This window comes from Citreimonas salinaria (assembly GCF_900107235.1).
GTDB lineage: Bacteria > Pseudomonadota > Alphaproteobacteria > Rhodobacterales > Rhodobacteraceae > Citreimonas > Citreimonas salinaria.
This window is the reverse complement of the sequence record NZ_FNPF01000013.1, coordinates 81345-106491: the sequence shown is the minus strand read 5'-3', so window position 1 is coordinate 106491 and position 25147 is coordinate 81345. Positions and strand designations below refer to the sequence as shown.

The window sequence follows — 25147 nt, the reverse complement described above, 5'->3', positions numbered from 1 at the left end:
ATGATTTTCCACGGGCAAAAGTTTGAGGAAGTGCTATTTGAAACTTCCTACATGCCAGAGATTGAAGTTGACCTGGCCGTTTTTGTTATGGGGTGGGAAAGCCGTAGCCAAGCCTTCATTCAGACCGGAGCGATCAGGGGACGGAAATGCCTAGTATTTTCCTTCGCAGACGATGGCATCTGTCAAGAGAGCCGCGAGCAGTTCTATGAACGAGCAGCCAAATGTTTTAACACGGTTGTACCAGTTAAGCTTCCTGAAGCATTGAATCGGATAGGTTGGCAAAGCGAAGTTGAAAAGATCTTCAAGACACCGGCAAACACCGTCGGGAACACCTGCTTTGTGGACTACACGTCGTTGCCCAAGGCTGTAACTCAGACTCTGTATCGCTTTCTGTTAGTTGATCAGTCATTTTGTCAGAGTCACTGGGGATACCTCGAGGGTTCATACCCGAGTGAACCATTGGGAAGTCGCTTCTCTCAAGGCTTGGCCGAACCATTTTTTCCGATCCGCCATACTCCCGGCACAGGCGGTACATCTGAAAAGCAAGCTCTGATCGTTTCTATTGGGGCAGATGAGCAGATCATCTTCGACCTACTTGAGACGCGTAGCTATGATGCCGTCGCCGTTTTGCATTCTAATTCTCAAAATTCCCCAGCCCTAGAGCAAAGCAGAAGGTCAACACTCGGAAGACTCCACCGGGAGTATGGGGTTGCAAATGAGTTTGTGTTAGAAAGCAGCGCTTCATCAGTTAACGATGCAATAGAAAACTATATTGCACTGATCAGAAAAATTCCACGAGAGTATAGTGTTGATATCTTCTGCTGCGGCACGAAGTCGCATTCTGTAGCAGCTTGCGCAGTTGCGCAGAGGTTTAAAGAAACGGTTTCTCTACTTGGGCGAATTCCAAAAAATTATAATAGGCATGACGTCGTTGCGTCCGGAAGAGGCTCCATTTCAACTATGACCGATTACACAAATCCAATGATCGCAGCCCTATTGGCCAAATAAAACGTTGACCTTCACCGTTGGTCACCGATTGGTGCATAAAGACAGGATCGGGTCTGAACCGTCTGCAATCCTCGGAGGGCCCTAAGGGACGCGAGGGCCTGTTCAAGCAACTTGTCGATGCTTTGTGCGCCTATGAGGCGCTGACGGGGCGAGGGGAGCACGCCGTCGGCGAGAAGCTATCGGAAATCGCTGGAAAGATGCACGCTGGGTTTGTCGAGGATATTAATGATAGGAGTGGGAGAACGTTGACTTCGTTATTGACTAACTTCGACCATTCCCCATGCTTATTCGTGGGCTGGGAATAGAAAGAAAAGGAAATGCGAAGATTTTTTATCGATCTCGATATTCGCGATCGTCGCTTCGGCGGCCAACGTCCACGCTGACTCTCCACTATGGGGAGACGCGTTGGACGCAATGTCATGCTCTCTGGCAGCGCGTGCTTTAGGCGATCAAGAGAGCGAATTGCTATGGTCCAGATAGCACAGGAATATACAGAATACTTATTGGACAAACCTCGGAGCCTGAACCCCATTGGGCAACTACGGAATTTCACATCGGCCGAAGAGTAGGAATCGCAGAAAGCACTGTTCGCTACCGAATAATTCCTGGGCAGGATGCCATTTACGGACACATGAGAGATATCGGATTGTCGAGCGAGAAGAACTTTGAAATGATGATGCAAAAGCTGACAGACCAAAACGCTTCCCGTGAGTACAGAATGAATTCCTGCCATACCGTTCCAGAGAGACGGTGAACTTGTCGCGCTGTTAGTGCCTCTTAGAGGCGCGTAGCGGTCCACCGGCCACCCTCGTCACCAAAGGACTGGAAGGCGCCTCAGCGAGGCGCACAGAGGCTCTCAGGCCGCTTTCAAAGCTGTAGGTGGCTAATCTTGGCCGGTGCTCATCCGGTGTGAACAACGGTGCAACGATCACGCAACATCTTTCATTGCAGGTCGAGCCAAGCCCGGTCTACCCACTATGCCTTGCAACTGGTTCGAATATTCCTTCTCCTTGTCCCTCACCTCGTAGGAGGGCCGTAGAGGCTCGGAGTTGTCTTTAGGCCACCCTCGTTCACCTCAGGCCCTAGACCGCACTCAGCGAGGCTTCCAGAGGGTCTGAGAGGGCATTAGGTGGCTTTGGGTCGCTGACTGATCCGCTACCGGGGATGTTCGCTGGGGGGATATCTTGTTCGGCACGTACCGGCGCAGACACGAGGCCAATCCCGCCTCTCTCCCCTCTAGGACCCTAGGTACACCATGTAGACCTAGAGTATCCGTATGTTCCTACCCAGGTAGTAAGTAGTAAGTAATAATAAGAAAGAGACCCTAAGTAGAACCTATAGTATAACTATAGTTCTTACGTAGTACTCTCGCTCTCGATTTCAAGACCCTTCTCGTTACCGGATCATCTTTTTCTTCTCTTTCTCTGTCGCCTCGTAGGAGCCTCGTAGAGGCTCGTAGTGGTCTCTCAGCTACCCTCGGTTACCTCAGGGCCAGGATCGCACTGAGCGAGGCTCTCCGGGGCTGTCAGAGGGCTTTGGTGGCTGTAGGGTCGCCTACTGTTCAGCCTCCAGGCAGTACGAGAGGATCAACCTCCAAGCGAAGGTATCAAGCGCTAGCCTGGAGGCTAGTCGAGCGCCGTTGGCAGATCAAGCTTGACAAAGCAGGGTCCAATCCCTCGCCCTTGTTGTGATCAGGGCACGCGAGAGGTAGGCAGATGGGGTGGCTTTCGAAGCTTTTAGGCAGGTCAAGCGATGCGGCTGCCCACGGCCCCAGCCCTGCTTCCCTCCACCAGTCTTCCCAAGGAGTACCTGCCGCCAAGCCACCGCAACCCACACGCTCGCAAAAGCGAATTGGGAAATCAGAGGCGCGAGGCCCATCTGACCATCTGCGAGTGAGCGGTTGGGTAAATTGGAATATCTGTGGTTGGGTCGAAGTCGCTGGAATTCAATTTCGCCGCGACGATGCCCTATGGGCGTTCAGGAAAGCGAAAGAAGGGGATGGTTTCGAACTCAAGCGCGACCATCAAAACCCGCACGACCCCAATGCCATCGAAGTGTGGTTCAAGGGCCGACACGTCGGCTTCATTGACCGCGACATTGCGGCGCTCGCGGCAACGAATTTTCCATCGGATATGCCGCTAAAGGCCGAATACATTAGCGGTTGGAGCGGAGGCAACGGTTTCGTTCGGTTGACCATTCAGCCGCTAATGCCGAACTCGAAGTCACGGAAAGACAACGGATGGGATATTGCGAAACGATAGCTTTCGCCGCGCCCGAGTTTTCCGAGAAAAATCTGTAGAGGCTAAACGTAGGGCGCGAACCAGGCCCTCCCCCCGTGGCCCCTAGGTAAGATCACGACGCGAACACCAGCGTTTCTAGGCGCGGATGGGAAGCTCAAATCATTGCTCATTGCACCGCAGGACCGACAGGCCGGTAGCCGGTGCGGTCAGGAATACTCACAGTGACCTACTTAATAACAGTGGGTTGGCTGACGGTCTGTCAGGGTCCTGTGTGGGTTTGCCGGTTCGTCAGCCTCGAACCGCCTCAGGTGCCCGACGCCATCAAAAAGCTGCGACATTAATGGCAAAGGCAATGATCACGCGCTGCCTCGCCTACGCCACATGGCTTCGCGGGACGCCGCAATCTGACGTCGCAAGAAACTAAATATAGTGGGTTCTATTTAGGGTGCGCGGTTGCGCATTCACCGGCTAGAGATCCTTAGAGCCTCACCGAGTGCGGCCTTGCATTTCCTTAGGCGCTCTAGCGGAGGTGGCTGATGGCGCTCCAGGACGCCTCTCAGCGGCTGTAGGGCACGTTCTTAAAACCCTTCATATTGCAGGAATAACGCTCTCCGCCGAGCGAACGACAACGGAGCTCGCGGGGAGGCACAACATGTAGTGCCTCAGGGGCAAGCCTGCTGCAAATGCGATAGCAATCCAAGGTCATCCAGACGTTCGTATCGTGAACTCACGCGTCCTTACGTTCTCTCAGACCACTACCCATCCTGCCGCCACGGCGGCCACATTTGATTCACAGAAACTATTAATACCACCATGAACAAGACCGACCGACTGTTACGACCGGAGAACCTCGATTTTCTCCGAGCCTGTTTCGACACCACCGAGATCGACAAAGGCCGCATTTACTGGAAAGAGCGCCCTCGCAATCATTTCCAGTCGGCGCTCGCCCAAATCAACTTCAATCGGAGGTATCCGGGCACACTTGTTGGAAAGAAGCCGTGCCTCAAGATGCCCCACATTATCTTGGGGGTCACCCACCCCGACCTGGGGCCGGTTCGTATAATGCTTCATCGGCTGATCTGGCTTCTCAAGTACGAGGAAGTGCCGCCGAAGCTAATCGACCACATAAACCGCATTCCCTTCGACAACCGGCCTGTCAACCTTCGAGCGGCAACGCATAGCGAGAACATGGAAAACCGAATGCAGAGCAAGGACTGTTCAAGTTACGGCAGTTACGAGAAAACAGAAGATGGCAACTATTCCGTGTCGTTCTTCTCGTCCGAAGGTGGGGCCGCGTTCAACTTCCGGTTCCCCACGGAGCTACTTGCGGTGACCTCTCTCAATTTCCTCTCGTTCCTATTCGATAATCGTTATCACGTTTCAAATCATCGGGCTAATGCGTAACCGTTCATTTTTGCCCACGACCCGAAGGCGATCAAGGAAGGATAGAGAAAGACGGGCGGTTGCCTTGGCGCTATCCAAGAAAGCGAACCGCGATCTTCCATGCGCGGTAGCGGGTTGCGCAAGAAAGCGCCATGACCTCTATCCCTACTGCTATACCCATGCACAGCGATACAGGCGCTTTGGTCATCCGACAATGAAGCTTCCGGCACCAGCGGAACTTAGGGCAGTAGAGGAAGCCGTTAAGGCTTGGCTGGAACAGGACCTGTTGACGACCAACAGTGACCGCAAGGCTTTCAGGCTGGCATGGGCAGAGGGCCAACGGAAGGTACACCACCACCCTTCCTATGCGCTACCCTTCTACCGTCTAGAGGGGGTCTCGGGGTACACTCAGCAAGCCAAAGGCTGGGTGATCCTCTCGCACTACCTGCACCGACGAGGGCATTCTCTGTCGGACGCCATGCTACGACACATGGCAATTAGGCTATGGGCTGAGTTCAAATGGACAATGCCCGAGGGGAGCCGGAAGCGGTTCACAGAGGAACGTAATCGCTTCGTAGACACGGGGGCAGGACGGTTCGTATTAGCGAACTCATGTTTCACCAAGGCGACCACCGAGGAAAAGGTTATTGCTTGGGAGCGCCCTTGGTACGTCTCGGACAATCCCGACGAGAACCTACCTCGCCCCATTACCGAAACGATAACAAAGACAAAGAGGCTCGATCTTTGGCGGTCCGCTTCTCTTGTCCGAGCCATCGGAGGCGAACTCCGCATGGCAATCCAACACGCAATGGGGAGCGATTGGCTCTCCGATTGCCGCCTTCTCAGCAAGGCTTCCGAGGCTCTCGGTCTTCCGCAAGGCGAAGACACGTCCGGCCTCAGCAGACATTTTCAGAAAGAACATTAGATGATGACCAATGCAAATGACGACGACATAGCCGTTTCGAACAAAACCGCGATGACGCCGACCGATCTCAACGCTACTCGCGCAGACCTGGAGAAACTTAACGGCCTACTGATACGCGCCCTGATCGCCAAACTTGAAAAGAATGAGGCGACAGCAACCGACATTGGGAACGCGGTCAAAGTCGTGACGTCGAACCGGGTGCAACCCGTTGAACCCGAGGGGCCTCATGTCTTCTCGGGAACCCCGGCGTATGCCGCGCTAGACTTCCCTGTTGACGTCGATGCGCTGGATGACCGGTGAGGCCCAAACTAGCAGGGCAGCGGGTAGCCGCACAGCGGCGCTGCAAGTAGGGCCACTGCCGCACCCGGCGCATACTCGTGCGGAAAAGAAGACCAACCTCAGCGACGCGCTCAGCGCCGCTGGGGGCTATCCCAATCCGATCATCCTGGGACCTGAATTCTAGAGCGAAGCTGTCCGCGCTTACTTGGGGCGCACCGACCGTCGCGCTGAAGCCGACCGCAGGGGGCACATCCTTGTCGAAGCCGATGGCGCTGTGCGCTTCATCTATCGGAACGCCAAGGCCCATGCGTGGCACCTGTTCCAAAACCTCATGCGCCTCTGCTTCCCATGCGAGAAAACAGACGCTGAAAAGCGGACGCTGGCAGAAGGCTTCAAGAGGGGTTGGGAAAGCCGAGAACTTAACTTCCTCGCCTCAGCGAGCACGGCAGAACTCGAAGCCTACAAGTCGCATCTCAGCGAGGCGCAAGGGCACTGTCCGTGAGTGTAAGGGTTGACAGGTGATTCGCCCTTACACTACCAAGCATACTCGAAGTAACTGAGGGTGAGCCTCTCAGAAGCTTAAAGGATGCGGCAGGTCATCGCGCCAAGTCATTGACACACCGGAACTTACGGTGCCGGTGGGCGACAGGCCGCAAGGTGTGGCAGGGGACTGTAACTCCCTCGCGGAGACGCACGCTAGGTTCGATTCCTAGGTCGCCCACCAAAATTGTGAACATCGGCGAACCGCAGGAGTAGGCGACCGGCCATCGCTTGATGGTCGCTCAGACTAGATGCCATTGCTATCCGAGGCGCCGTTTCACGCGCGATAGGCCAGCGCCGCGTGACTGTGCAGTGGTGTTCCCTCGATAGACGTCGCCATGTGGCGTCGCCGCACCGTCACGACAGCGCCTGCACCAGCTCGTCCCGCGACATGCGGCTGCGCCCGTCGATGTCGCGCGCCTGCGCCATACGGTAGAGCTCGTTCCTGCTCTTGCCGTCAAGGCCGCTATCGCCATCCGCAAGCACCTCGACCAGGTCGTCCTTCGACATTCCACTGCGGCCGTCGATGCCACGCTCGCGCGCCTTGTCCTGCAACTCGCCCTTGGTCATCGCATCCAGAGAGGCGCGCGATCCCGGGGCGCGACCGTTCTCGTCCGTGGCGTCATCGATCGCCCGGAGAAGCGCATGCTTGCCCATCGAGGACCGGCCCTGGATCTTCAGCTCCGAAGCGCGCTCCTCGATCATCTTCCGGGTCGGTCCGCTCTTGCGGATCTTGGCCGCCTTGCGCTTCACGTCCTCGGGCTGGCCGGAAAACTGGCCGCTCGTGCCCTTCTTGCGCTGCGTCGAGCGGTCGTATTCATCCTCGGTCAGCAGCAGCCGGACCTCCTTCGGCAGGTAACGCTCGCCCGACTCGAGCGATTCCTCGCCTGACTTGGTCCCCCATTCTTCCTCGGTCCATTCGTGAAGGTGCGTTTCCTCCTGGTCCGGCCCGTCATCGGCATAGCCGCCGCCGCGCCGCTTGTATTCCTGCACCGCCATCTGCGCCTTCCGGGCGGACCATTGCCCCTTCCGACCACCCTTCGAGGAGGCAGTAATCTCCTCCTTCACCTTCTCCCACAGCTTCGGGTCGGTCTTTTTCGCCTCGGCCATTCCACGTCCTCCGTTGTCGGCTTCAGGGCGACAACGACGCAAGGCGGTCCAGGTTCAGACGGCAGATCGCCACGGCGGGCACGGCCCCCTGCTCGCGCAGGCAGGGCGCGGCGGTACCGGCTCCGCGCGCCGCACGTCTTCTGTCGGAACTCCTTGGGGAAGCCGCCGCAGGCGGTGGAGGCTAAGCCCCCGACTCCGCTGCGATCCCGCGCATCGCGTCCAGAAAGGCCCGCACCTCGGCAAGGCTGTTGTAGTGGCACAGGGACACGCGCACGCAATCCGGCCGCCCCAGCGGCTTCAGGATCGTGCCGGAATAGTGATCGGCCCGGCGGATATGCGTGCGGATGCCGGCCTCGTTCAGCGCCTCGACGATCCGGGCCGAGTCCACATGCTCCAGCCAGAAGCAGACCAGCCCCTCGCGCGCGGCATTGTCCGCGCCGCCGACGATGCCCACGCCCGGCAGCGCGCGCAGCCCCGGCAGGTTGTCGGTGCCGTTGATCATCGCGTGGGTCAGCGCGGATTCGTGCTGGGCGATCGCGGTGCCGGCGGCCTCGATCCGCTGGCGCGGCTCGCCGGTGCCCCCGACGCGCCCGCCCAGCCAGTCGAAATAGGCCACCACGTCCGAGAAGGTCGCATAGGCGCCGGTGTCGCGGGTGCCCTGCTCCCAGTTCCGCGCAGGTCCGCCGGGCAGCGTGTCGTGGCGCAAAGCGGTGAGGCGGTCGGATGCCCATGCCACGCCATAGCCGTGGCGCGAGAACACCTTATAGGGCGAGATAACGTAGCCGTCGACATCCGCCTGCGACAAGTCGATCCGGCCGTGGCTGGCGTGCTGGATGCCGTCCACGATGATGAAGGCCTCGGGCGCGACGGCACGGATCGCGGCGGCGATCGCGGGCAGGTCGTTGGCCATGCCGGTCACCGGCGAGGTGTGCAGGATCGTCGCCACCCGCGTCTCGGGCGTGACATGCGCGGCATAGGCCTCGGCCGTCACCTGTCCGGTCGCGTCATCGTGCGGCACCTGCACGTAGGCGCGCCCCGTCTCGTCGGCCCAGCGGGTGCAGGCCCCGCGCGAGGCCGGGTGTTCGACGGTCGAGCCCAGCACGACGCCGCCCGGCGCGGCGCCGGTACAGGCATCCCGCACCAGCCGGAACAGCAGCTCGGTGCCGCTTTCGCCGACGACCACGGCGCCGCCCGTGGCGTTGAAGAACAGCCGCACGTCGTCCCGCGCCCGGTCGATCACCTCGACCAGCGCGCGCGAGGCCGGGTTGTCGCGCCCCTGGTTGTCCGGGATCGCCGCATACAGCGCCGAAGTGTCCACCACGCTGTTCAGCGTCAGCGCCCCGCCCGCGTTCTCGAAGAAGATGCGCGGGCCGCTCAGCGGGCAGGTGTCCACGTGGGCAAAGCGGGCGCGGATTTCGGCCAGAAGGGTATCGTCGAACATCAGTGGGGCTTTCTTTGCTGTTGCTCGAGGGCGCGTTCCGCCGCCTCGAGATCCTCGGGGTCGTCGGACGGAATCGCGTAGCTGCCGGTCATCCACTTCGCCAGATCGATATCGGCGCACCGCTTCGAGCAGAAGGGCCGGTACGCGGCATCTGTCTTGCGCTTGCAGACGGGGCAACTCATCGGGGGCAAATCATCGCAGGATCTCCGTCAGGGGAAGGCGGTCGCGCTTGCGCTGGATCTCGACCAGGCCCATCGCGGTCCAGCCGGCCAGCACTGATTCCGTCGTCTCGCGCTTCAGACCCGCGCGCAGCACCTGGTCCAGCTGCTTGCGTTCCTTCTTGGGGCTCGGCGCCGGGTCGGCCACGATCTGCCCGCCAAGACCGCGCAGGCGCAGCTGGCGCGGCAGGTCGCGGAACGCGGCGATGTTGGCCTTGAGGCCCGCGGCGGGCGATCCGTCGGCGCCGGTGTTGATGTCCACCGCCACCAGAGCCGAGGTCGGTTCGATCATCATCCACGCGCCACCCGACAGATCGACGCGCGGGGACAGAAGCGCCTCGAGCGCCTCGTCCACGCCGTGGCGGGCAAAGCTGCCGTCGTCCCCGTCGATCTCGGCCGGCTCGACCCAATCGCGCCAGGCCAGCGTGTGCGGCCCGTCGCCCTCGACCAGCAGTTCCGGCTCGGCGCCCGGATCCGCCAGCACCTGCGCGGCAAGGGCGGCCATCGCGGCCACGTCCTCGGCGATGTCCTCGGCCGATGCGGTTTCGCAGGACGAACGCAGGATCAGCCCCGCGGCCTCGGGCAGCGGCGCGCCCGCCAGAGCGTCATGCGCGGCGGCCAGGATTTCGTCCCGCGCATCCTCGTCGCGGATGCGGCGCGAGACGTTGGTCCCCGGCGCGCCGGGCGTGACGATGGCATATCGCGACTTGAACAGCAGCCGGTCGGTGACGGGAATGGCCTTGTCGCCCTCGGCGTATCCCGTGACCTGCACCAGCAACCGGTCGCCGGGCACCATGCCCTTGGCGCCGCGCAGGAAGGCGCTGCCGTCGGGCGTGCGCAGGAACATGCCGCCCTGCCCCTTCAGCGGCCGGTCGGCCACCGCGCGGTAGATGTGCCCGGGGCGCGGGCGGTCGGCGTCGATCAGCAGATCCTCGAGCCGCCCGTCCACCATCAGCGCCGCCGCCTCGCGGCCCTGCCAATGATCCAGCGCGATCAGCCGTCCCTTCATGCCGCCACCTCGGTCATCATCTCCAGAACCGGGTAGCCCGCTGCGCGCAGCAGGCCCGCCGTTTCGGCCAGCGGCAGTCCCACGACCGCCGGGAACGAGCCGTTGATCCACGGCACGAAGGCGCCCGCCGGCCCCTGGATGCCGTAGCCGCCGGCCTTGCCGCGCCAGTCGCCGGTGGCGATGTAGGCGGCGATCTCGGCGTCCGACAGCGGCTTCATCTTTACCTGGGTCACCACGTCGCGCTGCCACAGCCGGTCGCCCCGGCGCACGGCCACCGCCGTGACCACCCGGTGCCGTCGGCCCGCAAGCGCGCGCAGGAACGCCGCCGCCTCGTCGGCATCGACAGGCTTGCCCATGATCCGGCGGCCCATCGCGACGGTCGTGTCGGCCGACAGCACCACGTCGTCGACGTCCGCCTCGACCCCGCGGGCCTTCTCGGCCGCAAGGCGCACGCAATAGGGGCGCGGCAGTTCGGCGCGGTGCGGCGTCTCGTCGATCTCGGGCGGGCGGATCGCATCGGCGACGATTCCCAGCTGCGCCAGCAGGTCGCGCCTTCGCGGGCTGCCGGATCCGAGGATGAGCTTGGGGCGGTCGGGCATGTGAGGTCTCCGGTGTCGCGCCCGGCATATCGCGCCGGCGCGCGTGCTTCAATCGGTGGAAGGCAGGGCGGCGGTGCCGGCGCGCGGTGCAACGCAAAACGCCGGGCGCTGGCCCGGCGTCACGGATCGCAATACGGCGCGATCACTTGAAGCGGTAGTTGATCCGTCCCTTGGTCAGGTCGTAGGGCGTCATCTCGACCTGGACCTTGTCGCCGGCAAGAACCCGGATCCGGTTCTTGCGCATCTTGCCTGCCGTGTGCGCGATGATCTCATGGCCGTTCTCAAGCTCGACCCGAAATGTCGCGTTGGGCAGAAGTTCCTTCACGACACCGGGGAATTCGAGCGTGTCTTCCTTGGCCATGATCTCTCCTTGCATAGCGGTCCCGCTCACATGCGGAACGCGCTGTTATATGGGCCGGCAGCGCTTCGGATTCAAGCTGCAAATGGCCGCAGGGGTCAGCGCAGGCGCTCTGGCACGGGCGGCATGTCGCGGCCGGACTGGTCGTCCCAATGCGTGCGGTTCAGCACCACCCCGTCGTCGCGCACCTCGGCCACCGTGGCGAGGTCGACATCGGCCAGCGTCCAGCCCGGCGCGTTCATCGTGCCCTCGGCGATCACGCCCGTCGGCGGAAAGCCCGTATCCGGCGGGCCGAATACGCCGCCCGTGCCGGTGTTGGTGTCCACCGCCTCGGACCACGGGCAATCGCCGACGGTCGAGGACATGACCGTGACGCACTGGTTCTCCAGCGCACGGGCCTGCGCGCCGATGCGCACCCGGCTGTAGCCGGTCAGCGCTTCGGTGCACGAGGGCACGAGGATCAGGTCCGCATCGGCCAGCGCCCGGCCCAGCAGCGGAAACTCGGAATCGTAGCAGATCAGGATCCCGACCCGCCCAAGCGCGGTGTCGAACAGGCGCAACGGCCCCCCGGGGGCGACGCCCCATTCCTCGCGCTCGAACCGGGTCATGATCTGCTTGTCCTGCACGCCCATGCCCCCCTGCGGCGCGAACAGCCGCGCGCGGTTGACAGGCCTCTCGCCCTGCTCGGCATCGAAGCACGGGGCCGAGGCCGCAAGGATGTGCACCCCGTGCCGCGCCGCTAGGTCCGCGTGCAGCCCGTCCGCGTCCGCCAGCCGGTTCGACACCACGTGAAGCGAGCGTTCGAGGTCGCCCGCCGCCTCGGCCCCGGCCAGCGTCGCCAGCTCCATCGCGCCGTATTCGGGAAAGACCAGCAGTTCGGCGCCCTGCCCCGCGGCGTCCGTGACCCAGTCCGTCAGCTTGTCCGCGTAGGTCTTCCAGCCGGTCAGGAATTCCATCGGGTAGGCGGCGGTTGCGATCCTCATGATCTGTCCTTCCTTGATGCAGGGGTGATGCGCGGGCGGATCTCAGGTGTCATGCAGCACGCAGACCAGCGTGAACAGCCGCCGCGCGGTGGCGTCGTCGATGACCGCCTTTCCGTCCAGCCGCTCCTTCAGTATGCGCCCCCCCTCGTCGTGGATGGCCCGGCGGGCGTTGTCGATGGTCTCGATCTGGCCGGGCGGCAACGTCCGGACCGCGTCGAAGTAGCTTTTGCATATCTGGAAGTAGTCCTTCACGACCTGTCGGAAGGGCGACAGCGACAGGTGGAACGTGACCGCGGGCCGGCCGGCCTCGATGCCGACGTCGAAGACCAGCCGCTTGTCGCGGATCGACAGGTGCACCGCGTAGGGCCCCTGCTCCGCGCCCTCTTCGGACCCGGGCAGCGCAAAGCTGTTCTCCTCGAGCAGGTCGAACATGGCCACCCGGCGCTCCTGCTCGATCTCGGGGGTCGGCGGCGGCAGGTTGCTGTCATCCAGGTCGATATGCGCGATACGGGTCATCACCGCGATCCTTTGACTGATGCACCCGGATTAGCGTGCCCGGCGCCGGCGGTCCATGCGATCCCGGCCGCACATTAACGTTTGCGTAAGAATTGCCCGCTAGCGTCATGGTTGTGCGGAGCGCTGCCGGACGATGCGGGAAGACCCGATCCGTCGGCGCCGGGAATGAAGGAACGATCGCATGGATTGTGCAAAGCGGAACGGCCAGCCCTCGGACGATCGCTGCATGAGCTTCGGACAGCTTCTTGGCCTGATCGCCACGTGCTGCACGACCTGCCTGATGCTGGCACGCGCAATCGGCATGGGCTGGCTGTCCAGCATCGCCTTTGCCTATGTCGGCGGCGCGGCCCTCGTGATCGTCGGCTGCCTGATCGCCCTGCGCCTGATGGAAGGCGGCATGCTCTCGGCACGCCGCCAGCCCGAGCCCGAGGACGAATGGTCGACCGGCCGCCACATCGACAAGGCCCAGTGGTCGTTCATCCCGCGCGAGGGCGCCGCCGCATCGCCGGCCGGAACGGTCGCAAGGCGCATCAGCCCCTTCCCGACCGAAAGCGCCTTCGACCCGCACGCGCAGGGCTCGGACGCCCTCTGAAGGCGGCGCACGACGCCGCCCCACAGCCGCATCCACCTGTCGCACCGCCTGCCCGCACGTCGAGCGGGCCGGTGCACCCGCCTAGCGGTTCAGCCGATCCAGGCGCGCCGCGACGCTCAGCCCATGCGCTTCCAGGCTTTCCGACCGCGCCAGCCGCTCGGCGGCAGGGCCCACGGCGCGCAGCGCCTCGGGCGTCATCCGCGCCATCGTGGTGCGCTTGAGAAAATCCATCACCGACAGCCCCGACGAGAACCGCGCCGAGCGCGCCGTGGGCAAAACGTGGTTCGGCCCGCCGACGTAATCGCCGATCGCCTCCGGCGTCCACTGGCCTAGGAAGATGGCGCCGGCATGGGTGATCCGGTCGGCCAGCGCCTCGGGATCGGCGACGCAGAGTTCCAGGTGCTCGGGCGCGATGCGGTCCGCCAGCCGCGCGGCCTCGGCCAGATCGCGCACGGTGATGATGGCGCCGAAGTCGCGCCAGCTCGCCCCCGCGATGGCCCGGCGCTCCAGCGTCTGCAACCGCGCGTCGACCGCCTTCGCCACGGCGCGGCCGAAATCGGCATCCGGCGTGATCAGGATCGACTGGGCGGATTCGTCGTGCTCGGCCTGGCTCAGCAGGTCCAGCGCGATCCAGTCCGGATCGTTGTCCGCATCCGCGATCACGAGGATCTCGGACGGGCCCGCAATCATGTCGATGCCGACGCGGCCGAAGACGCGCCGCTTGGCAGCCGCCACGTAGGCATTGCCCGGTCCGGTGATCTTGTCCACCGGCGCCACGCTCTCGGTCCCGTAGGCCAGCGCCGCGATCGCCTGCGCGCCGCCGATGCGATAGATCTCGTCGACGCCGGCGATCTTCGCGGCCAGCATGACCAGCGGGTTCACCACCCCGTCGGGCGTCGGCACCGCGATCGCCAGCCGCCCCACCCCCGCCACCTTGGCGGGAATCGCGTTCATCAGGACCGAGGACGGATAGCTCGCCAGCCCGCCGGGCACGTAGAGACCCGCGGCAGACACCGCGCTCCACCGCCAGCCCAGCGAGGCGCCCTCGCGGTCGGTCCAGCGCGCATCCTCCGGCATCTGGCGCGCATGGTAGGCGCGGATGCGCTCGGCCGCCAGGCTCAGCGCCTCGCGGTCGGCATCGTCGACGGCGGCGCAATGCCGCTCGATCTCCTCGGCCGAAAAGCGCAGCGTCTCGGGCGTCAGGACCAGACGGTCGAAGCGTTCGGTCAGCGCGATCAGCGCCGCGTCGCCGCGCGCGCGCACATCGGCGATGATCGCCGCGACGGCGTCGTCGACCTCGGGGCTGTCCTCGCGCTTGGCGTGCAGCAAGGTTGTGAAACGGCTGTCGAAATCCGGATCGGACGCGTCGAGGTGGACGGGCATGCTGGCACTCCTTTGCGCGGGTGATAGCGGCTTGCCCGCGGGGCCTCAAGCCGCGCGGCCCTGCGGGAACCGCGCGGCATGTCGCCGCGTCACCGCGGCGCTCGCAAGCCGCGTCAGCGCAAGGCTTGCCTACAGGTCCACGCCGTGGTCGGGCACGTGGCCCGACGGCGCCAGGTAGGGTCGCGTCACGTCGCGCAGCGCCACCTCGATCGCCTCGACGCGGGCGCGGATCGCCCCGTCGCCCGCCAGCGTCACGATCACGTCGCCCGCCGGCAGGTCGCCCGGTTCGAACGCGATGGACAGGACCGACAGCACCGTGTCGGTATCGTCGCGATCGAAACCCTGGCTTGCCACGTGCTGCGCGCCCTCGATCGTCAGTACCGTGCGCACGCGCTCGACCGGGCGGCCGGCGGCGCGGGCCGCGGCCACGTCCTCGTGGCGCAGGCGGTTGAGCAGGAAGGCCAGCCGCCGCTCGCGCGGGCGCCACTGGATGTCGGCGCCCTGCAGCACCGAATCCTGCACCAGCGCCGAGATCACCTGCAGATCCTCGTCGTCGAAGGCGACCAGGCGCAGCGGCGCTTCGGAGGCGTCCTCAAACCGGGCGTCCTGGCTCATGTGCTCACCCGCTCGATCTTCGCGCCGACGGCCTGTAGCTTGGCCTCGACGTTCTCGTAGCCGCGGTCGAGGTGGTACACCCGGCTGACCAGCGTCTCGCCCTCGGCCGCCATGCCGGCCAGGATCAGCGACACCGAGGCGCGCAGGTCGGTCGCCATGACAGGGGCGCCGCGCAGCCGTTCCACGCCGTGCACCGTCGCGGTGCCGCCATGCACGTCGATCCGCGCGCCCATGCGCGTCAGTTCCGGAGCGTGCATGAACCGGTTCTCGAAGATCTTCTCCTCCAGAACCGAGGTCCCGCGCGCGGTGCACATCAGCGCCATCATCTGCGCCTGGAGGTCGGTCGGGAAACCCGGATAGGGCTCGGTCGTGACGTCCACCGCCTCGACCGAGTCGCCCTTGCGCTCGACCAGCAGCCCGCCCTCGGTCTCGGTCGCCGAGATGCCGGCGCGCTCCAGCGTGTCGACGAAGGCCTGCACCAGCGACAGCTCGCCGCCAAGGCAGGTCACCGACCCGCCGCAGATCGCCGGCACCAGCATGTAGGTCCCCAGCTCGATCCGGTCGGTCACCACGCGGTGCGTCGCCCCGCCCAGCCGCTCGACGCCCTGGATCGTGATCGTCGAGGTCCCCTCGCCGTCGATCTGTGCGCCCATTGCGCGCAGGCAGCGCGCCAGGTCGACGATCTCGGGCTCGCGCGCGGCGTTGCGCAGGATCGTGGTGCCCCTGGCCAGCGTCGCGGCCATCAGCGCGTTTTCCGTGGCGCCGACCGAAACGAGCGGGAAGGTGTAGTCGCCGCCCCGCAGCCCGCCCGCCGGCGCCTTGGCATTCACGTAGCCGTCGCGCAGGTCCATCTCGGCGCCCAGCGCCTCGAGCGCGCGCAGGTGCAGGTCGACGGGCCGCGCCCCGATCGCGCAGCCGCCGGGCAGCGAGACCTGCGCCTCGCCGTCGCGTGCCAGCAGCGGGCCCAGCACCAGGATCGAGGCGCGCATCTTGCGCACGATCTCGTAATCCGCGCGGTGGCTGGTCAGCGCGTGCGAACTCAGCGCCAGCACACGGCCCTCGGCCAGCGACGACACCTCGGCCCCGAGCGAACGCAGAAGTTCGGACATGGTGCGGATGTCCGACAGCCGCGGCGCGTTGGTCAGCGTCAGCGGATCTTCGCTCAACAGCGTCGCCGGCATCAGCGTCAGGCAGGCGTTCTTCGCCCCGGCGATGGGGATCTCGCCATTCAGGGGCCCGTTGCCCGTCACCAAGATCGAATCCATGCCTGCCTAGTCCTTGTTCTTTTCGCCGTCTTCGCGGCCATCGTCACGCGGTGCGCCCCGCGCCCGCGCCTGGGCCTTGCGCCTTGCCAGGTTGGCCTTGAGCGCCGCCTTCAGCCGGTCCTCGCGGCCGTCTCGCGATGGCGTCGGCACCGGCTTTTCGGGGGGAGCTTTCCGCGTCATGCCCCTCTGTAGCGCAGGGGGGAAAAAGCGTCCAGATTGGGGTTGCGCGGCCGGAGAATTGCGTCTAATCACCGCCCACATCGCGACCGGGCTGCTGTAGCTCAGAGGTAGAGCACTCCCTTGGTAAGGGAGAGGTCGAGAGTTCAATTCTCTCCAGCAGCACCACTAACTTCCCAGCAAAATCAAGAAACTACCCGAAATCAGCGCCCTAGCTGTGCCCGCGTGCTAGCCTTTGTGTTAGTTTTTGTGTTATGTTTGACTAACACAACAGCTACACAGAGACATTCATGAGCCAATCATTGCCCAAGGTCGCCGGAACGCAACAGCGGGGGACCACCTACCATTTCAACGTGCCCATCCCCGTCGAGATACGCCCGCTGTACGGCGACAAGGCCGCGTTCCGGGGGACAATGAAGACGGCGGACCCCAAGGTCGCGGAAGCGAAGGTACGGCGCCAGCGGACAATTTTTGACCAGCAAGTCGCGGACAAGGTCCGGAAGGAAGACCTGAAGCGGCTGCAGGACCTTCTTACCGGTGATCAACGCGCCGCTCTGGAAGCCATCGGCGGCGCCGAAGAGCTAGCCCCCCACATCGCAGAACTTCGCAAGATGGCGGCTTTCCTGACCGCTGGGATGGGCGCAGAAGAGGCCGAGGACCCGATTCAGCAGCGCGCGCAACTAGCAAGTGATCGCGCATATCGCGACTCCGTCGTTACCGAGGTTCGCGGCGCCAAGCGCATCGCATCCGCGCTGAACGTCAAGCTGCCCGACCCGGTTAAGGGTATAGACGAAGGCGTGATGGGGCTGCAGGACGTTGCGGAACGCTTCTTGGACGGCAAGGCCTACACCCTGAAGAACCGTGAAAAGGTTCTCTACACGCTTCGGCGCTGGACCGAGCTTCATGGCGATATCGCGCTCGACAAGATCAAGCGTGAACATCTGAACCAGTTCGATGAAGCGTTGAAATCTTTGCCGCCTGCTCTTGGCGAACATCGCCGCCTTTCGATCCATGACTCGATCAGGAAGGCCCGGAAGGACAACAAGGACCCGATCAGCCACAAGTCGCGGGAAACCTACATCTTCCACATGAAGGCCTTGACCGCTTACGCGGTGGATACCCTTGGCGTCATGTCAGCAGACCCGTTCGTGGGATACAAGACAAGCAAGCCCAAGGTGCGCGCCAGTGAACGCAAGAAGCTGTCGCGCCGCCCCTACAGTCCCGAGCAAATCAGCAAGATCATTAATTATACTCGAACCACCTTCGACCGTGAAACCTGTGATCATTGGATTCCATTGGTCGCCGCGTATACCGGCGCCCGGCAGGAAGAAATCGGGCAACTACTGGTAGAAGATGTTGTAATGGTCGGAAACCACCAGTGCATACGGATCACCGATCTTGATCCGGAACAGAAGGTGAAGAACTACCACAGCCTGCGGACGATCCCGATCCCCGACGTTCTCGTGCGCACGGGCTTTCTCGAACATGTCGAAGAACGCCGCAAGGCTGGCGGGCGCATGCTTTGGCTAGAAAACTACACCAACAAGCGCAAGCGAACGACGCTGCAGGAAGTGAAGACGGATGAATACGGGCGGTTCATGACCAATTACGGGCAGCGCTTTGAGCGGAAAGTGCGCGAACCTTTGGGCCTGACCGAAGACGGTATGACTTTTCATAGTTTGCGGCACAGTTGGGCTGACGCCGCACGGCGCGCGAAAATTGACCCCGAGATACGGCGGATGATCGCAGGGCGGCTGGAAGACGCGGACCCGACCGAAGCTGAATATGGCGGCGACGATCTGTTGGCTGAGAAGCTGGAAGCGCTGAACGCCGTTGCGGAGTTTGTCGCCGCCTAGGCGCCCTGCCCTATCTGCTGAAACGACAAACCCGGCGTCAGCCGGGTTCATCTTGTTTAGTGTCTTCTTCTGGGTTGCGCTTGATCGGAAAACCCCGATCATCGAGTCCGCGCTGGTGGCGGATGCGCTCGACTTTCTCCCAATACAGCCCGGTTGGGTGCGGTGGTGGTGGTGATTGATAAGCCATGGTCTCCGCCTCCTATCGCGGGTTCAAGAGCCCGCCATAGCGGCTCTGTTCATAGATTTTTTCGTCCATCATGTTCTCAAGTTGCGCTTGGATGGTCTGGGCGATGCGAAGGGCCTGATCCTGCCCGCCCTCGTCGCCGCCATCGACCGTGACGTCGATATTGAAGGTGTGCCCGGCGTGCTGGATCGACGCGCCGCCGCCGCCCATCTCGACCGGGATTTTCCGGCCCCGCGACAGGGGCACAACGGCCTCGTTGGGATGCAGGACAGCCGGGATACCGGACGTATTGGGCGTGCCTTCAGCGTAGTGGGGCGCGTTGGCAAAGGCGCTGATCGGCATGGCGTGCATGCTGGGCGCCTTGCGGTCGCTGTAGCCCCCTTCGGAGAAGCCGCCCGCCAGCATAGAGCCCACTGAAAGGACCGTACCTAGGATGTTGCCACCGCCGCTCGTGGTGCCGCCTGCCGCCGCGCCTACCGCCTGCGCGTGGCGCTGACCGCTGGCCACGATGGTTTGTCCGACCGTCTGGGCGTGCTGCTGTCCGCTGGTGGTCGTGGCTAGGCGCAGGGTGTTGGCGTTCGCCGCGCCAGCCATGCGGGCCGCGTTGGCGGCTTGGGCGCCGCCCTGCATGTGGGCCATTTGGAGACCGCGCCCGCCCTGCAGCATCGCCGCGTTGATCTGGGCCGCGACTCGCTGCCCGGCGCCTACCATGCTAGTTGCAATCGTGCTGCCCGCCTGCGCGCCGCCGTTCTGAAGGCCGGCCTTGTCGCCGCCAAGGAGCCCGTCCAGATTGACACGGTCCATGACCCAGCCCGCCGCCGCATCTGCGAAGGTCTTCCTAATGGCCTCCCCGAGCTTCTGAAGGTCAGTGGTGCCGTTCGCGAAGAGGTCGGACAGCGCGGTTTCGAGATTGCCCGACACGGACTCGGCTGCGCCCTGCATCGCCTCTACGAAGGACCCGGCTTGCTCAACGGACTCGCGCATCTGGTCGCGAAGAGCCGCCGCTGCGTCAATTTGTTGGATCATCGCCGCCGTCTGCGCGTCCACTGCCCCGCCGGACTCGACGATGGCGCGTGCCATGGCCTGCGCGCCCTCTGTGGTGGCGAACTGTTCAGAGTTGACCAGACGCAGGGCGATTGCCTCCGCCTTCAGGCCGTTCAAGGTGGACTGCAGAGACGTGTTCAGTTGTTCGCGCGCCTTCACCTCTTCGGCGATTTTCGCGGCACCGCCGCCCCCGCCCTTGCCGGTCTCTGTACGGCTTGCCTCGCGAAGCTGATCCTGCAGCCTCTGGCGGCGTTGCTCTGCCGCCTCTAGCGCCGCGATCTCGCGGCTGGCTTTTGCTACCTGATCGAACGAAATTCGTTCGCCGTTGGCGCCTGCCGCTACCATAGCTTCCAGTTGCACCCGGCGGTTTGCTGCGGCGGCGGACAAGCCTTCAGATAGCTGAATCTCTAGGCTTCTGTTGCTGGCCTCGATACTGGCCAGTTGGTCGGCAACGCTGCCCTGCAGGGCGTTGATCGCGGCCGGAACGCTGTTCAGGTTCGCCAGAAGCTGCGCGGCGGCGTCTGCAGCGGTGCCAATCTCATAGGAGAGACTTGAAGCGGCTGACGCCGCGTTGTTCGTCGCCGTTGTTGTGCCGTTCTGAGCCGCAAGAAGCTTCAAGCTAGCATCTTCTGCCCGGACAAGCTGCGTAAGAACCCCGCGCGCACTGCCCTCCGCATTGTCCAGCCCGCCAGTGGTGGACTCGACGGCCTCGCGCAGGCGGGTAACGGCTTGGGCCTGATCTTCAAACGTACGGGAGTTCCGGACGTCTTCCATAAGGCCAAGAAGCGTTCGGGCTCTGTCATTTGTCGTGTCGAAGGCACGGCGGACCGCGTCAACGTCGCCCGTGAACAAGTTGCCGTCCGAGGTCAGGGCATCGCGGATACTCGTCACCACATCGGCGTTAGCCATGGCAGCTTCAAGCGCCGCCACCTTCCGAAGCCGCTCCAAATGGGCGTCGAGGGCGCTTCCAAGCATCCCATATTCGGAACGAAGCTCACGCAAATTCCGGTTGGCTAGCGTTTCGCTTGCGCTGCGTAGTTCAGTAATTTTCGCGTTCACGTCGCCTATCGCCGTCGAGAACGTCTTGCTTTCTTCGCCTGCGGAAAAGAACCACTTCGCCACGGCTGCACCTACACCGACTGCGGCCAGCGATAGGAGCGTGAGCGGGTTAATGAGGCTTGTCACTCCCGCCAGCAGAGTGCCAAAGACGCTGCCGCCTGTCGCTCTGAGCCCTTGAAGCTGAGACGCGATTTGCGAACCTTGCTGCAACATTATGGTCCCGACGCTTTGAAAGCCCATCTGCGCGGTAATCAGGACGTCGGATAGCTGGTGGCCAACCATTACACCCTGTTGCGTGGCAGCGCCGCTGCGCGCCATGGCGCTGGTGTAGCGGTCCGCCGCCGTTGACGCGGCCATCAACCGTTGCGCCGCCTGATCGCGTGCCTGCGCCGCCATGTTGGCGGAGATTGCCCCCTCGCGTTCGGCAAGGGCGATCTCTTCCAGCGCAGACTCGTAGGTCTTGGACGCTGAATAAAGCGGGTTGTACTTGGTTCGCAGGGCGTCGAGGCGATCCGCGTGAACGTCTGCTGATCTAGCCGCGCGCTGGTGGGCTCTTTCCTGCGCCTCTAGGTCGTTGGCAAGGCGCCGCATGGAGGAAGAGGTGTCCGCGAAATTGGACCGCGCGGTGCGTACGTCGAGTCCGGACTGAGCTTGCGTCAGGTTCGATTTGAGTTGGTGAAGTTCCCGGTTCAGGCGCGCAATGGAGTCGGTATCGCCCAGATTGGCGAAACGCTCTGTCAGGCGGTGTACTTCGTTTTGGCTGGTGCGCATCGCGGCGGCGCTCGAAAGAGCCATACGGCGAAGCTGATCGGCGGTGCGATCAACTTGATTGCCCAAGGTGCGGGATTCCTGCGATGCGGCTTTAATGCCGTCTACTCTTACGCGGGGTGCGGCCTTCAACTTCTGAAATGCCCCGTCCGTGTCTCTTTCGAGGGATGCGACGGCAGATTTAACCGCATTGATCGCAGCGACAAATTCCCGACTGCCGCGTTTAGCCTGCGCTGCGTCAATTTTTAGGGCTAGAGTTGTCTCATTCATTCTTGTTGCCATTTCTTGAAAAGCGGGCGAGATGAAAAATGGAATGGCAACAAACCCTTTTTCACCTCGCCCCAGTTTGTACGAACTGTGGAGATGCCCGCATTATAGCACAGGTCAGTAGGTTCCACCTAGCGGGGGGACAAAAAGGGTCACAAAATTCGGGCGTATTTTTGTGTAACCTCTCGCCTCTCAATTTTTGAATCACATAGCGGCGTTAGCGATTCAAAGATGGGCCCCGATTCTGGCGCTGGGTCCCCTAATTGCAGTTTGGAGCCGGAAAGTTGCGCAAAGTCGCAAGGGGTTGCATGAAAATTAAGTAACGTTGCTGCAACCTATCGATTTAGTACCTGCCGCCCGTTTGCGGCAGGGGCATACCCCCGCCTTGGGTCCCTTAAAATTAATGGCTTATCGGACTTTTCGTCCCGCCCGCTGACGCGGGCCAAACCAATTCGACCGACACAATCGAGTTGTTGTCATTCGAGCCCGCCAAACCCGCCGGTTAGGCGTTCCGGAGAGGCTCTGTAGCGGCGCCTGAGGGGCTGCTGTGTGGGCGTGAATGGGGGTGGTCCGGTGCCGCGTCAGCGGCCCTTGGCGGGCTTGTACGTCCCAGCCTTGATAAGCATCTGGCGGACGCTGTTTGCCTGATATGGCTTGCCGGATGGTGCCGTGTATCCCTCGTCCGCAAGCGCTGTAGAGATCTCGCGCAGGGTGCGGCGATTGCCCTTCCGGTCGGCACGGTAAAGCGCCTTGGCGCGCGTCAGCGCGTCCTCTGAGTACTGTCGCGATCCACCTTCGACTCGACGTCCCAGCGCCTCGGAACGCAGATCGCGACCCTTCTTCAAGCGGCTAACCAGCTTCCGCTTTTCAAGCTCTGAGAATACCATGCCGATCTGCGACATGGCGCGGCGCATGTCATCTTCATCTTCGAAAAGCGGTTCGCCGTTGGCGCAAATCACCTGTACATCAAGGCTTTTCAGTAGGACTTCCCCGAAAATCGAGGCGTGCATGGTGCGCGCGAAGCGGCTGGGGTCTTCAATGATAATGGTCCGGACGCCATTGCTGGCGATGCGCTCTAGCAGCGCCTTGAAGCCGGGGCGGTTCTCAATCAGTTCGGCGCCGCTGACCGCCTCGTCATAGTACTCCGCCACGATCTCGAAGCCGTGCGCGTCAGCGCAGCGCTCGATTGCCTCGCGCTGACGCGCGCCAGACGTCTTGTCCGCGCCTGTGTTGGTGGCGGACGATGTGCGGAGATATGCGATAGCCTGCTGTTTCATATCACTTCCAGTCACTTAACGGCGATTCTGTTATGTTACCTGAGAGTCATAACACGTTCAGCGGGCGAACGCAGGCCTTTTATGCCAGAAAATTGATTCGAATCAGTGATTTAGTGATTCGTGGGCGCGTCAGCGCCGCAGCAAGAGGTATGCTTTGAGCGCATATCGGTATGCACTGTTTGCATAACGGGAATTTGCAGTGGCGCGGGCGGGCGGGTTGCTCTTGTCGATTTCAATGGCGGCTGTGGGGGCTGTTTCGCCTAAACCTACCGCTTCCCGACGAGGGATTGTAGCTTCCGCGCTAGGTCATCCTGAAGGGTTTGCCGCCCTTCACTGTTATTGTGGTAGTGAAGGTAGCGATGATGACGAAGGTCGAATGGTACATCGTCCTTGTTCTGCGTTATTGGAATGACCGGCTTACCCCACGCATGAGCGATGCCAAGCTCATAGAATACGTTTTCGTTTCGCCCTGTCAGATCACAGATCACTACGGCGGAATGGTTGATTAGCTCTAGAATGTCGTTGATCAATACCGAATGGTTCCAAACCTCGTCGGCACGCTTCGCGGGAAGCTGCGTTGTTTCGCACGCGGACTTGATTGCTTCATAGACTGGAGCAAATCCCCCGAACGGCATCATGACTCCGATGATATCGTTTCGGGGGTGTTCGAACTGGTAGCCTAGGTTTTTCTTTGCGGCGGAGAACGCGGTGGTCTGCGTGGCGGCGCGATATTCGGATGAAAACTTAGAGTCGATGTAGGATTTCAGCTTGTCGATTGATCCGTCTTGGGCTTCGTCCATTGCGGTGATTAGGTCCAACACGTTTCCGGGGTAATCTGGGTCACCCCAACTAAGACTCCGCAAGAGGCGTGGGTGACGGCGAATGTGGTTCGTCCAGCCTGTGACAACGCCGATTTCCAAAAAGTTCTCCTGATCGAATTTATCGACCATGATATCTTTAATTTGAATAAGGTTCAGGGGGTCGGGTTGCGGTGTAGCCGGAACATCTTGCTGGTTTGCACCGTATAGGGTTATTTCATCATCAAGACCGGCAATGAATGCCAGTTGCTTTACTGATTGACTAAAATCAATCCCCCTCATATCACACAAGAACTTAAAAACATCTCCTTTGGCTTGACAGCCAAAACAGTAATAGTAACCCTTTGGGTCGTCGATGTGGAAACTTGCAGATGCCTCCTTGTGGAACGGGCACGGGGCCCAGTAATCGCCGCGAGCAAAATTGCTCTTACGCGTGTCCCACGTCACCCAACGGGAAGCCAAGTCGGACAGGGCAACTTTTTCTCTGATCCTATCCAACAATACTGGTGAGAAAATCATTCGGTCCTCTCGTGGCGCTATGCGCGCCTCTGCTGCTACCTCTAGCGTCTCGCCCCAATCCGGATCGATATTGAAACCGCGTCCCCGGTTGGCTTCCACTAGTATCCCGTTGTGGCCTCCGATGGCTATGCCCGCCGTGCGAATGGCGGCTGGCAAACCCTCATGCCAATGATCCGGCTTGATGACGATGCCGTAGCAGTGTCCGAGCTTGGAATCGCAAATGATGCTTTCGACGTTCTCCGATAGGTCGCCCAACCAATCGACCATCTCGCGCATCCTCACTATGTCGCTCTTAAGATCGTAGCGGCTCTGCAGGAGCACGCCTTTGTACTCTTCGCCCATCTCGACACCCGCTAATCGTCTCCCGTCGATTCATGCAGGACCGAGTGCGGCATCGCAACAGACGGGCGGACGTACCTGCTGACGCAGGCGGTGCCGTATCGCTGTAGTCGTCTCGCGCCGTGATCTAGTGGCGCGTTGGTGCGGTGATCTGGCGGGGTGGGCGCCCGACCAACATGCGACCCTGTCGGCGCGGCGGACCGGTGTATCTCGGTCGCGGCGAGTGCCCGCGTCAGCGGGTGTGCGGGAGTTATGCGGGAGTTGCGGGAGTTATGCGGGAGTTGAACGCCAACTCCCGCATCAAATTTACCCTTATTTTACAGGGACTTCCGGCAAATATGCGGGAGTGCGGGAGTTGCGGGAGTATCCTGAGGA

Annotated in this window: 22 protein-coding genes and 2 tRNA genes; 9 read left to right on the top strand and 15 right to left on the bottom strand. The window is 62.3% G+C overall.

What is annotated here, in order from left to right:
• The 6 genes from BLW27_RS20815 (at position 1) to BLW27_RS21265 (ending at position 6559) form a co-directional block, all read left to right on the top strand.
• Positions 1-1008, top strand: a complete 1008-nt coding sequence (locus tag BLW27_RS20815) for a hypothetical protein (protein ID WP_143042290.1) — start codon at positions 1-3, stop codon at positions 1006-1008.
• Positions 1009-2900: 1892 nt separating this feature from the next.
• Positions 2901-3269, top strand: a complete 369-nt coding sequence (locus tag BLW27_RS15040) for an HIRAN domain-containing protein (protein ID WP_177177930.1) — start codon at positions 2901-2903, stop codon at positions 3267-3269.
• Positions 3270-4061: 792 nt separating this feature from the next.
• Entirely contained in the window at positions 4062-4652 is a 591-nt protein-coding gene (locus BLW27_RS15035) for an HNH endonuclease signature motif containing protein (protein WP_218141127.1), read from the top strand.
• A gap of 904 nt (positions 4653-5556) precedes the next feature.
• Positions 5557-5856, top strand: a complete 300-nt coding sequence (locus BLW27_RS15025) for a hypothetical protein (RefSeq protein ID WP_089884385.1) — start codon at positions 5557-5559, stop codon at positions 5854-5856.
• 184 nt (positions 5857-6040) lie between these two features.
• Positions 6041-6337: a hypothetical protein gene (locus BLW27_RS20810; protein ID WP_143042289.1), complete on the top strand. Its 297-nt coding sequence runs from the start codon at positions 6041-6043 to the stop codon at positions 6335-6337.
• A gap of 138 nt (positions 6338-6475) precedes the next feature.
• Positions 6476-6559: transfer RNA gene (locus tag BLW27_RS21265), tRNA-Tyr, on the top strand.
• 173 nt (positions 6560-6732) lie between these two features.
• Here the strand turns inward: BLW27_RS21265 and BLW27_RS15020 are convergent.
• From BLW27_RS15020 to BLW27_RS14985, 8 genes are all read right to left on the bottom strand, one after another.
• Positions 6733-7485 (bottom strand): DUF5872 domain-containing protein, encoded by a 753-nt coding sequence (locus tag BLW27_RS15020; protein WP_245710894.1) that lies wholly within the window; start codon positions 7483-7485, stop codon positions 6733-6735.
• 181 nt (positions 7486-7666) lie between these two features.
• Complete coding sequence (locus BLW27_RS15015) at positions 7667-8926, bottom strand: aminotransferase class V-fold PLP-dependent enzyme (RefSeq protein WP_089884383.1); 1260 nt, start codon at positions 8924-8926, stop codon at positions 7667-7669.
• A complete protein-coding gene (locus BLW27_RS15010; protein WP_089884381.1) occupies positions 8926-9108 on the bottom strand; it encodes a DNA gyrase inhibitor YacG in 183 nt (60 codons plus the stop codon). The genes BLW27_RS15015 and BLW27_RS15010 overlap by 1 nt, the downstream gene beginning before the upstream one ends.
• A 10-nt stretch (positions 9109-9118) precedes the next feature.
• Positions 9119-10153, bottom strand: coding sequence for a ribonuclease E/G (locus tag BLW27_RS15005; RefSeq protein ID WP_089884379.1), 1035 nt, complete (start codon positions 10151-10153; stop codon positions 9119-9121).
• Positions 10150-10752, bottom strand: coding sequence for a Maf family protein (locus BLW27_RS15000; RefSeq protein WP_089884377.1), 603 nt, complete (start codon positions 10750-10752; stop codon positions 10150-10152). Before BLW27_RS15000 ends, BLW27_RS15005 begins: the two co-directional genes overlap by 4 nt.
• Before the next feature lie 142 nt (positions 10753-10894).
• A complete protein-coding gene (infA, locus tag BLW27_RS14995; RefSeq protein ID WP_005978431.1) occupies positions 10895-11113 on the bottom strand; it encodes a translation initiation factor IF-1 in 219 nt (72 codons plus the stop codon).
• A gap of 95 nt (positions 11114-11208) precedes the next feature.
• Complete coding sequence (locus BLW27_RS14990) at positions 11209-12093, bottom strand: carbon-nitrogen hydrolase family protein (RefSeq protein ID WP_089884375.1); 885 nt, start codon at positions 12091-12093, stop codon at positions 11209-11211.
• Positions 12094-12135: 42 nt separating this feature from the next.
• Positions 12136-12609 (bottom strand): UPF0262 family protein, encoded by a 474-nt coding sequence (locus BLW27_RS14985; RefSeq protein ID WP_089884373.1) that lies wholly within the window; start codon positions 12607-12609, stop codon positions 12136-12138.
• A 181-nt stretch (positions 12610-12790) separates the two neighbouring features.
• Here BLW27_RS14985 and BLW27_RS14980 point away from each other — a divergent pair, with 181 nt between their 5' ends.
• Entirely contained in the window at positions 12791-13201 is a 411-nt protein-coding gene (locus BLW27_RS14980; protein WP_089884371.1) for a hypothetical protein, read from the top strand.
• An 81-nt stretch (positions 13202-13282) separates the two neighbouring features.
• On the opposite strand, the gene hisD is transcribed toward BLW27_RS14980, so the two are convergent.
• The 3 genes from hisD to murA form a co-directional block, all read right to left on the bottom strand.
• Positions 13283-14584: a histidinol dehydrogenase gene (hisD, locus tag BLW27_RS14975; RefSeq protein ID WP_089884369.1), complete on the bottom strand. Its 1302-nt coding sequence runs from the start codon at positions 14582-14584 to the stop codon at positions 13283-13285.
• Between the two features lie 129 nt (positions 14585-14713).
• On the bottom strand, positions 14714-15199 hold the full coding sequence (locus BLW27_RS14970; protein WP_089884367.1) for a DUF2948 family protein: 486 nt from the start codon (positions 15197-15199) through the stop codon (positions 14714-14716).
• A complete protein-coding gene (gene murA / locus BLW27_RS14965; RefSeq protein WP_089884365.1) occupies positions 15196-16464 on the bottom strand; it encodes a UDP-N-acetylglucosamine 1-carboxyvinyltransferase in 1269 nt (422 codons plus the stop codon). Before murA ends, BLW27_RS14970 begins: the two co-directional genes overlap by 4 nt.
• A 270-nt stretch (positions 16465-16734) precedes the next feature.
• Between murA and BLW27_RS14960 the strand changes: the two genes are divergently transcribed.
• Positions 16735-16809: transfer RNA gene (locus BLW27_RS14960), tRNA-Thr, on the top strand.
• 122 nt (positions 16810-16931) lie between these two features.
• Positions 16932-18497: a site-specific integrase gene (locus BLW27_RS14955; RefSeq protein WP_089884363.1), complete on the top strand. Its 1566-nt coding sequence runs from the start codon at positions 16932-16934 to the stop codon at positions 18495-18497.
• 37 nt (positions 18498-18534) lie between these two features.
• Here BLW27_RS14955 and BLW27_RS21255 read toward each other — a convergent pair whose 3' ends face one another.
• The 4 genes from BLW27_RS21255 to BLW27_RS14940 all read right to left on the bottom strand — a co-directional run bounded on the left by BLW27_RS21255 (position 18535) and on the right by BLW27_RS14940 (position 24775).
• Positions 18535-18684, bottom strand: a complete 150-nt coding sequence (locus BLW27_RS21255) for a hypothetical protein (RefSeq protein WP_177177928.1) — start codon at positions 18682-18684, stop codon at positions 18535-18537.
• 12 nt (positions 18685-18696) lie between these two features.
• The gene (locus tag BLW27_RS14950; protein WP_143042288.1) at positions 18697-21822 is read right to left on the bottom strand and encodes a hypothetical protein; all 3126 of its coding nucleotides are present in this window, start codon (positions 21820-21822) and stop codon (positions 18697-18699) included.
• 578 nt (positions 21823-22400) lie between these two features.
• Complete coding sequence (locus BLW27_RS14945; protein ID WP_089884359.1) at positions 22401-23096, bottom strand: recombinase family protein; 696 nt, start codon at positions 23094-23096, stop codon at positions 22401-22403.
• Between the two features lie 266 nt (positions 23097-23362).
• Complete coding sequence (locus tag BLW27_RS14940; protein ID WP_089884357.1) at positions 23363-24775, bottom strand: CHC2 zinc finger domain-containing protein; 1413 nt, start codon at positions 24773-24775, stop codon at positions 23363-23365.
• Positions 24776-25147: the final 372 nt, after the last annotated feature.

Bases quoted from the DNA above. Each gene is read 5' to 3' on its own strand.
- BLW27_RS15005 (WP_089884379.1), bottom strand. From the start codon at position 10,153: ATGAAGGGACGGCTGATCGCGCTGGATCATTGGCAGGGCCGCGAGGCG.
- infA (WP_005978431.1), bottom strand. From the start codon at position 11,113: ATGGCCAAGGAAGACACGCTCGAATTCCCCGGTGTCGTGAAGGAACTT.
- BLW27_RS14940 (WP_089884357.1), bottom strand. From the start codon at position 24,775: ATGGGCGAAGAGTACAAAGGCGTGCTCCTGCAGAGCCGCTACGATCTT.
- BLW27_RS20815 (WP_143042290.1), top strand. From the start codon at position 1: ATGATTTTCCACGGGCAAAAGTTTGAGGAAGTGCTATTTGAAACTTCC.
- BLW27_RS15010 (WP_089884381.1), bottom strand. From the start codon at position 9,108: ATGAGTTGCCCCGTCTGCAAGCGCAAGACAGATGCCGCGTACCGGCCC.
- hisD (WP_089884369.1), bottom strand. From the start codon at position 14,584: ATGCCCGTCCACCTCGACGCGTCCGATCCGGATTTCGACAGCCGTTTC.
- BLW27_RS15035 (WP_218141127.1), top strand. From the start codon at position 4,062: ATGAACAAGACCGACCGACTGTTACGACCGGAGAACCTCGATTTTCTC.
- BLW27_RS14955 (WP_089884363.1), top strand. From the start codon at position 16,932: ATGAGCCAATCATTGCCCAAGGTCGCCGGAACGCAACAGCGGGGGACC.
- BLW27_RS14945 (WP_089884359.1), bottom strand. From the start codon at position 23,096: ATGAAACAGCAGGCTATCGCATATCTCCGCACATCGTCCGCCACCAAC.
- BLW27_RS15000 (WP_089884377.1), bottom strand. From the start codon at position 10,752: ATGCCCGACCGCCCCAAGCTCATCCTCGGATCCGGCAGCCCGCGAAGG.
- BLW27_RS14950 (WP_143042288.1), bottom strand. From the start codon at position 21,822: ATGAATGAGACAACTCTAGCCCTAAAAATTGACGCAGCGCAGGCTAAA.
- BLW27_RS14970 (WP_089884367.1), bottom strand. From the start codon at position 15,199: ATGAGCCAGGACGCCCGGTTTGAGGACGCCTCCGAAGCGCCGCTGCGC.
- BLW27_RS15015 (WP_089884383.1), bottom strand. From the start codon at position 8,926: ATGTTCGACGATACCCTTCTGGCCGAAATCCGCGCCCGCTTTGCCCAC.
- murA (WP_089884365.1), bottom strand. From the start codon at position 16,464: ATGGATTCGATCTTGGTGACGGGCAACGGGCCCCTGAATGGCGAGATC.
- BLW27_RS15025 (WP_089884385.1), top strand. From the start codon at position 5,557: ATGATGACCAATGCAAATGACGACGACATAGCCGTTTCGAACAAAACC.
- BLW27_RS14980 (WP_089884371.1), top strand. From the start codon at position 12,791: ATGGATTGTGCAAAGCGGAACGGCCAGCCCTCGGACGATCGCTGCATG.
- BLW27_RS14985 (WP_089884373.1), bottom strand. From the start codon at position 12,609: ATGACCCGTATCGCGCATATCGACCTGGATGACAGCAACCTGCCGCCG.
- BLW27_RS21255 (WP_177177928.1), bottom strand. From the start codon at position 18,684: ATGGCTTATCAATCACCACCACCACCGCACCCAACCGGGCTGTATTGG.
- BLW27_RS15020 (WP_245710894.1), bottom strand. From the start codon at position 7,485: ATGGCCGAGGCGAAAAAGACCGACCCGAAGCTGTGGGAGAAGGTGAAG.
- BLW27_RS14990 (WP_089884375.1), bottom strand. From the start codon at position 12,093: ATGAGGATCGCAACCGCCGCCTACCCGATGGAATTCCTGACCGGCTGG.